This window comes from Streptomyces glomeratus (genome assembly GCF_021462825.1).
Lineage (GTDB): Bacteria > Actinomycetota > Actinomycetes > Streptomycetales > Streptomycetaceae > Streptomyces > Streptomyces glomeratus.
In genome coordinates this window covers 1-7,316 of sequence record NZ_JAKEEB010000074.1, presented here as the reverse complement: position 1 = coordinate 7,316, position 7,316 = coordinate 1, and the positions used below count along the sequence as shown (strand labels likewise).

7 protein-coding genes and 2 pseudogenes are annotated in these 7,316 nt (G+C 70.2%); 6 read left to right on the top strand and 3 right to left on the bottom strand.

Features of this window, described 5'->3' with window-relative positions; genetic code table 11:
- From LZ604_RS35075 to LZ604_RS35055, 5 genes and pseudogenes are all read left to right on the top strand, one after another.
- A pseudogene (locus tag LZ604_RS35075) lies at positions 1-191 on the top strand (DUF4097 family beta strand repeat-containing protein); the annotation flags it as partial.
- A gap of 15 nt (positions 192-206) precedes the next feature.
- Positions 207-1,205, top strand: coding sequence for an ATP-binding cassette domain-containing protein (locus LZ604_RS35070; protein WP_234520247.1), 999 nt, complete (start codon positions 207-209; stop codon positions 1,203-1,205).
- Positions 1,202-1,993 (top strand): ABC transporter permease, encoded by a 792-nt coding sequence (locus tag LZ604_RS35065; protein WP_234520245.1) that lies wholly within the window; start codon positions 1,202-1,204, stop codon positions 1,991-1,993. The genes LZ604_RS35070 and LZ604_RS35065 overlap by 4 nt, the downstream gene beginning before the upstream one ends.
- Before the next feature lie 180 nt (positions 1,994-2,173).
- The gene (locus LZ604_RS35060) at positions 2,174-3,691 is read left to right on the top strand and encodes an MFS transporter (RefSeq protein ID WP_234520243.1); all 1,518 of its coding nucleotides are present in this window, start codon (positions 2,174-2,176) and stop codon (positions 3,689-3,691) included.
- A gap of 146 nt (positions 3,692-3,837) precedes the next feature.
- A pseudogene (locus tag LZ604_RS35055) lies at positions 3,838-4,130 on the top strand (site-specific integrase); the annotation flags it as partial.
- Positions 4,131-4,311: 181 nt separating this feature from the next.
- On the opposite strand, the gene LZ604_RS35050 reads toward LZ604_RS35055, so the two are convergent.
- Positions 4,312-4,740 (bottom strand): PaaI family thioesterase, encoded by a 429-nt coding sequence (locus LZ604_RS35050; RefSeq protein WP_234520240.1) that lies wholly within the window; start codon positions 4,738-4,740, stop codon positions 4,312-4,314.
- A gap of 4 nt (positions 4,741-4,744) precedes the next feature.
- Positions 4,745-5,119 (bottom strand): winged helix-turn-helix transcriptional regulator, encoded by a 375-nt coding sequence (locus tag LZ604_RS35045; RefSeq protein ID WP_372482280.1) that lies wholly within the window; start codon positions 5,117-5,119, stop codon positions 4,745-4,747.
- 140 nt (positions 5,120-5,259) lie between these two features.
- Here LZ604_RS35045 and LZ604_RS35040 point away from each other — a divergent pair, with 140 nt between their 5' ends.
- A complete protein-coding gene (locus LZ604_RS35040; protein ID WP_234520236.1) occupies positions 5,260-5,832 on the top strand; it encodes a carboxymuconolactone decarboxylase family protein in 573 nt (190 codons plus the stop codon).
- Between the two features lie 534 nt (positions 5,833-6,366).
- On the opposite strand, the gene lexA is transcribed toward LZ604_RS35040, so the two are convergent.
- On the bottom strand, positions 6,367-7,038 hold the full coding sequence (gene lexA, locus LZ604_RS35035; RefSeq protein WP_234520235.1) for a transcriptional repressor LexA: 672 nt from the start codon (positions 7,036-7,038) through the stop codon (positions 6,367-6,369).
- Positions 7,039-7,316: the final 278 nt, after the last annotated feature.

Genomic DNA, 7,316 nt, shown 5'->3' with positions numbered 1-7,316 from the left:
GCACGGTCACACTGCGCACCGAACACGGCGGGATCTCGGTCGGCGCCGCCCGCGGAGTCTCCGCCTCCCTGGACGCCCGCACCGCCTACGGCCGGATCCACAACGCGCTGAAGAACACCGCCGGCGACGCCGCCGGCCTGAACATCCACGCGACCACCGCCTACGGCGACATCACCGCCCGCAGCCTGTAAGAAGGAGCACCCTTCATGACCAACCTGGCCATCGCGGCGAACGGGCTGCGCAAGTCCTACGGCGACAAGACCGTCCTCGGCGGCGTCGACCTGGCCGTCGAGGAAGGAACGATCTTCTCCCTGCTCGGCCCGAACGGCGCCGGCAAGACCACCTCCGTCAAGATCCTCTCCACCCTCATCTCCCCCGACCCCGCCAGTGGCGAAATCCGCGTCGGCGGTCACGACCTCGCCACCGACCCGCAGGCCGTGCGTGCCGCGATCGGCGTCACCGGGCAGTTCTCCGCCGTCGACGGCTTGATCACCGGCGAGGAGAACATGCTCCTCATGGCGGACCTGCACCACCTCTCCAAGCGCGAGGGACGCAAGGTCACCGCCGAGCTGCTGGAGCGCTTCGACCTCACCGAGGCCGCGAAGAAGCCCGCCTCCACCTACTCCGGCGGCATGAAGCGCCGCCTCGACCTCGCCATGACCCTGGTCGGCAACCCGCGGATCATCTTCCTCGACGAGCCGACCACCGGTCTCGACCCGCGTTCCCGGCACAACATGTGGCAGATCATCCGCGAGCTCGTCTCCGACGGCGTCACCGTCTTCCTCACCACCCAGCTCCTGGACGAAGCCGACGAGCTCGCCGACCGCATCGCCGTGCTCAACGACGGCAAGATCGCCGCCCAGGGCACCGCCGAGGAGCTGAAGCGGCTGATCCCCGGCGGACACGTCCGGCTCCGCTTCACCGACCCGGCCGCGTACCAGAGCGCGGCCTCCGCCCTGGGCGAGGCCACCCTCCCCCACGCTCGGCTTCGCTCACGCGGGGGGACCCCCGTCGACGAATCCCTCACACTGCAGATTCCGAGCGACGGCAGCCAGCGCGAGCTGCGCTCCATCCTCGACTGGCTGGACTCGGTCGGCATCGAGGCCGATGAGCTGACCGTACACACCCCCGACCTCGACGACGTCTTCTTCGCCCTCACCGGCGGCTCCGGCGTCCCCAACCAGCCCAGGGAGACTGTCCGATGAGCCCCCTCGCCCTCGCCGTACGCGACTCCTCCACGATGCTGCGCCGCAACCTCCTGCACGCCCGGCGCTACCCGTCCCTCACCCTGAACCTGCTGCTCACCCCGATCATGCTGCTGCTGCTCTTCGTCTACATCTTCGGCGACACCATGAGTGCGGGCATCGGCGGCGGCAGACCCGACCGCTCCGAGTACATCGCCTATATCGTCCCGGGCCTCCTGCTGATGACCATCGGCAGCACCGTGGTCGGCACCGCGGTCTCCGTCTCCAACGACATGACCGAGGGCATCATCGCCCGCTTCCGCACGATGGCGATCCACCGCGGCTCCGTGATCATCGGACACGTCATCGGCAGCGTGCTGCAGTCAGTCATCAGCGTGGTCCTCGTCGGCGCCGTCGCCGTGGCCATCGGCTTCCGCTCCACGGACGCCACCGTTCTGGAGTGGCTCGCGGCATTCGGACTGCTCGTGCTCTTCGCCATGGCGCTCACCTGGATCGCAGTTGGCATGGGCCTGATCAGCCCGAACGCCGAGGCCGCCAGTAACAACGCAATGCCCCTGATCCTGCTGCCGCTCCTGTCCAGCGCCTTCGTGCCCATCCATGCGATGCCGGGCTGGTTCCAGCCGATCGCCGAATACCAGCCTTTCACCCCCGCCATCGAGACCCTGCGCGGCCTGTTGCTCGGCACCGAGATCGGCAACAACGGGTGGCTCGCCGTCGTCTGGTGCCTGGGCCTCGCGGTGCTCGGCTACTTCTGGTCGACCTCGAAGTTCAACCACGACCCGAGATAGCCGCCATGACAACGCGGGCCGCCTCCCGCAACTCGTCCCGCCCGAGGGCGGCGTACACCGACAGCCGTCGGCGTACGCCGCCCCGTCCGTGTCCAGGGAGGACATCATCCCGGCCGCCGATCCGCTCGTTGATCGGTAGCCTGATTCGATCGGGTGCGGCCCTGGGTGAGAGGAGCCCATGTGACAGCGTCGCCGTCAGCGGCAGGCGGTCGGAACCCGGGCCCTCAGGAGGCCGGGTACAAGCCCGATCCGCGCCGGTGGCGGGCCCTGTGGGTCACCCTGGTGGCCGGCTTCATGAGCCTGCTGGACGTGACGATCGTGGCGGTCGCCCTGCCCACCATCCAGCGCGCCCTGCACGCCTCCCCCGCGCAGGTGCAGTGGGTGGTGTCCGGATACGCCCTCGCCTTCGCCCTCGCCCTCGTCACCGCCGGGCGCCTCGGCGACGCCCTGGACCGGCGCCGCATCTTCCTGGTGGCCCTCAGCGGATTTGTGATCTTCAGCGCGGCCTGCGGAGCGGCCCCCGACATCACGCTGCTGGTGGTGGCCCGCCTCGCCCAGGGCCTGGCGGCCGGCTTCATGGCCCCCCAGAACTCGGCGCTCATCCAGCAGTTGTTCCGCGGCGCCGAACGCGGCCGCGCCTTCGGTTACTTCGGTACGACCGTCGGCATCTCCTCGGCCGCCGGCCCCCTCACCGGCGGTGCCGTCCTCGCCCTGACCTCCGGCGCCCAGGGCTGGCGGTGGATCTTCTACGTCAACGTCCCCATCGGCATCCTCGCCGTGCTCCTCGGTATCCGCCTGCTGCCGCGCACCCGGCGGTCCGGTCGGGGACACCTCGACCTGCCCGGCGTCCTGCTCCTCGGCCTCGGCGTCCTCGCACTCATGTACCCACTGATCCAGGCGGACTCCGGCGGCATCGGCCGCCTGTGGTGGCTGTTCCCGCTCGGCGCCGCGGTCCTCGCCGTCTTCGCCCGGTGGCAGCGCCGCCTCCTCGCCCGCGGTGCCCAGCCCCTCCTCGACCCCCGCCTGTTCACCGCCGTGCGCGGTTACGCCGTCGGCGCCGGCGTCGGCACGCTGTACTTCATCGGCTTCAGCGGCGTCTGGCTGGTCTTCGCCCTCTTCTACCAGCACGGCCTCGGCTTCTCCCCGCTCCGGTCCGGCCTCGCCGTGACACCTTTCGCCCTCGGCTCGGCGAGCGCAGCCGTGGTCGCAGGCCGGCTGGTGGACAGGCTGGGTCGGCTGCTCACCGTGTGCGGCCTCATCGGCGTGATCGCCGGCCTGGGCGGCACCGCACTGCTGCTCCGGTTCGCGCCCCTCGACACCGCCCCCTGGTTCGCCGCCCCGGTCCTGTTCCTCGGTGGCACCGGCGGCGGCTTCGTGGTCTCCCCCAACATCACCATGACCCTGCGGGACGTGCCCGTGCGCATGGCCGGCGCGGCGGGCGGCGCGCTGCAGACCGGGCAGCGGCTGGGCGCGGCGGTGGGCACCGCCGCCCTGCCCGGCCTCTTCTACCTGGTGCTCGGCCGGAGCGACGACTACCGCAGCGCCCTTGTCGCCGCGCTGGGTGCCGCCCTTGTCGGCATGGTGGCGTCCCTGGCCCTCGCGATGTTCGACTGGCAGCGCGACCGGCGGATGCGCCGACCCCACCGCAAGTGCCCGGAGGAGGTCGCCAACAACCCGGTGCACGCGCGGCAGACCTGACCGGCCTCGCCCGATCACCGCCGAGGGGTTCGGGGTTGGCGTACGGTGATGACGGTCGGCTGTACGACGACCACTGGGGCAGGGCGGGCTTCAGCCGTCGGCAGGCGGGTGCCGACGGGCATGGTGATGGTCAGAGTGTCGGCAGGTGGCGGATGCTCTATGAGACGGTCGCGCGAGCGGAGGAAATCCTCGGCGTCAACATCGAGGAACCGGACCTCGCCGGACGGCGGGCGCCGGTGAAGGCCAAGGGCGCCCTGCCCCGCATCCGGCGCCGGGGCGCGCCCCGCGCGAGGACTTCGTACTGGAGACCGTGTATTGGGACGCCGGCACTGCCCGGCTGCTGCCCCGGCTGATCAGGGGCCGCACCCGCGGGCCGGTGTTCGTCACCCACCGCCGCCCCGGTCCCGGAAAGGTCCTCGGCCCGGCTGTTCCAGCACCTGCTGGACGGGCGTGCTGGGCGGGTGCTGGACGTACGGCGCCGGGGCCCGCGGTCGACATGACGCTGATCGGTCGTGGCGGTCGGGCGCGGGACCGGCCGAGACACTGCAGGTCCCATCGCCGAAGTGATCAAGGGTTGAAGCTGACCACAGCATTTGGGCGTGTTCGGCCTGTCCTCGGCTTCAGGACCCCTGCGAGGATTCGGGGATGGCGATGGTTCCCTGTGCCACCGCGCACAGGGTCTCCACCCCCGAGTTGTCCACGACCCACAGGTCGCAGCGGCACACGACTCGGGACCGGCCCGCCCGTACGACCTGGGCATGGGCCCGCAACAGGGCGCCGTCGGCGGGGCGCAGGTAGTCGATGGTGAATCCGGCGGTCAGCAGCCTCGCGCCGACGACCGTGCCCGCGGCGAATGTCAGCGTGTTGTCTGCCGCGTAGGCGAGCACGCCGCCGTGCAGAAAGCCGTTCTGCTGGCGCAGGTCGTCGCGGATGTCCACCTCCAGCGTCGCCTCGCCCTCCCCGAAGGCCACGAGGCGGGCGTCGAGCAGGTTACTGAAGGGCTGGGCTGCCAATACCTTTTGCGCGAGGGCCAATTCCGGAGCGCCCATCACATCACACCTCGTTTTCCGGGGTTGCCTGGTGGCTGGTTGTCTGCTCTGCGAGGGCGTCGGCCCAGGTGTGGGCCCAGCGGTTGAGAGGGCTGAGGGCGCGGTAGGCGTCCTCGCCGAGGGCGGTGAGGGTGTAGCTGCTGTCGTCCTGTTGCACGACGACGCCTGCCTGGGCGAGTTCGACGAGGCGCTGGCGCAGGACGCTGGACGATATGCCGTCGCAGAGCTGCTGCAGGGAGCGAAAACCTGTGGGGCCCTGGTGCAGCTCCCAGATGATGCGCAGGTTCCAGCGCCGCCCGAACAGGTCGAGCGCCGCCATGATCGGGCGGCCACTGGTGGAACCGCGGACCGGGCGCCTGGGTCTGGGTGTCTCTGTCACGTAGCCCGACATCCCCTCTAGTGCTTCGTTTTCCGAAACGCTAGCATCCCCTTCTCGCTTCGAAAAGAGAAGCGGCGGTTCGGTGGCGCCGGCCGTGGTCCGCAGGTCCGGCCGCCGCACGCGACAAAGGGGAGAAGGAAATGTCCGCTCGCATCGATCCCGCGTCCAAGCCCTATCCGGATTACGCCCAGGAGCGGCTCGCACGTCTGGCGCCGCCGGGCGGCGATCCGCTCGTCCTTTTCACGACCCTGGCCACGGACCAACGGCTCTTCGAGCGGTTCTTCGGCGGCGGCTTGCTGGACCGTGGGCACCTCACCCTCAAGCAGCGGGAGATCGTCATCGAGCGCATCACCGCCCGCTGCGGCAGCGAGTACGAGTGGGGCGTGCACGTCAGCGGCTTCGCGGAGAAGGCCGGACTGACCCGCGAGCAGATCGCCTCGACATGCGGCGGCGGTCCCGAGGACGGCTGCTGGACCGAGGAAGAAAGCTGTCTCATACGGCTGTGCGACCGGATCGACGCCGACTGCACACTGGGCGATGAGGACTGGAAGGACGGACTGAGGTTCTTCACGCCGCCCGCCCTCTTCGAGATCCTCATGCTCTGCGGCTACTACCGCACGGTCTCCTACATCACCAACGGTCTGGGCCTCCCCCTCGAGGCGTGGGCCGCACGGTTCTCGCAGTACGGCGCGGCAAACGGCGGCGGGCAATGATCCGGCAGCTCACCTTCGAAGCCAAGGGGCGCGCGGCCTGGCACGGACGTGACCGTCGTCCGTGGCGGGCTGACAGCCGGTGCCTTCCGCATCTTCCACGTCACCTCCACCGGTGACCTCCGGCTCGACGACCTCACGATCCGCGGCGACAACGCACCCGATGATGGGGAGGCATCCTCGTCGACACCTCCGGCATGCCGAAGCTCAACAGCAAGATCATCAACAGCACCACGAGTACGCAAGGCGGCGGGATCTGGAACCGCGCCACTTGGTGCAGCGGGACAGCTCGGTCGACCGCAACAGCGCGAACTCACCGGCTGCGCCGGCTGACACAACCCCCGAGGCCGAGCCCCGCACCGACCGCCGACTCCGGTGCGGGGCGCCGCACGTTGCGGGGCGCCAGGCTCAGCACATCGGAGGGTCAGCGCGGCCACGTACCTGCCCCCACACGTCGGACGTGACCGCTGTCGTTGCTGTCGTCGGCCCAGTACACCGGCTTGGAGCCGCTGACGCTCCGTCCGCACACCCGACGTGTCAGAGAACGCGCAGGACGCCTACGACCTTGCCGAGGATCTGCACCCGGTCGCCGGGGATCGGGTCGTAGGCGGGGTTGCGGGGCATGAGCCAGACCTGCCCCTCCTGGCGCCGCAGCACCTTGACCGTCGCTTCGTCCTCGAGAAGAGCGGCGACGATGTCCCCGTGGTCAGCGCTGTCCTGGCGCCGCACGGCGACGATGTCGCCGTCACAGATCGCCGCATCGATCATGCTGTCGCCGGATACCGTCAGCGCGAAGAACTCTCCTTCGCCGACCAACTGGCGCGGCAGCGGGTAGACGTCCTCGACCATCTCCTCGGCGAGCAGGGGCGCGCCGGCAGCGATCCGGCCCACCAGCGGCACATCCACCGGCGGCTCCGTCCGAGGCTCGGTGTCGGGGGCCTCGGGTGCCCGTACGCGGTAGGCGCGCGGCCGGTGGGGATCGCGGTACAGGATCCCCTTGCGCTCCAGCGCCATCAGCTGGTGTGCGACGGATGAGGTGCTGGCGAGTCTGACGGCCTGGCCGATCTCGCGCATCGACGGCGGGTAGCCCTGGCGCTCGACCGTGTCGGTGATGAAGCGCACGATGTCCTGCTGCCGGGCGGTCAGCTCTCCTCCGGCGGACCGGGTGCCCGGCGGCCGTCCCCGGCGTGCTGGCGTGTTGTTCTCCATCCGGGCACCTCCGTACAAGATCTTAGAGCGCGACCTTAACCCGCGACCCCTCACAAATGGAACACTCTTTCTACTATGGAGTGTCCTGGGACCGTATGCGCCGCAACGGCACAGGCCCCGGCCGGCGAGGGCGCCGACCCGGGGCCGATCCGGGGCCGATCCGTGCGGGCGGGCCACACCGCCACTCGTCGGCTCAGCCGAGGCCGAGTGTCCAGCGGGGGCCCTGGGGGCTGTCCTCGATGACCAGACCCGACTGGTTCAGCTGGTCGCGGATGGCG

Coding starts and splice junctions, on each gene's coding strand:
- LZ604_RS35070 (WP_234520247.1), top strand. CDS start 207: ATGACCAACCTGGCCATCGCGGCGAACGGGCTGCGCAAGTCCTACGGC.
- LZ604_RS35065 (WP_234520245.1), top strand. CDS start 1,202: ATGAGCCCCCTCGCCCTCGCCGTACGCGACTCCTCCACGATGCTGCGC.
- LZ604_RS35050 (WP_234520240.1), bottom strand. CDS start 4,740: ATGGGCGCTCCGGAATTGGCCCTCGCGCAAAAGGTATTGGCAGCCCAG.
- LZ604_RS35040 (WP_234520236.1), top strand. CDS start 5,260: ATGTCCGCTCGCATCGATCCCGCGTCCAAGCCCTATCCGGATTACGCC.
- lexA (WP_234520235.1), bottom strand. CDS start 7,038: ATGGAGAACAACACGCCAGCACGCCGGGGACGGCCGCCGGGCACCCGG.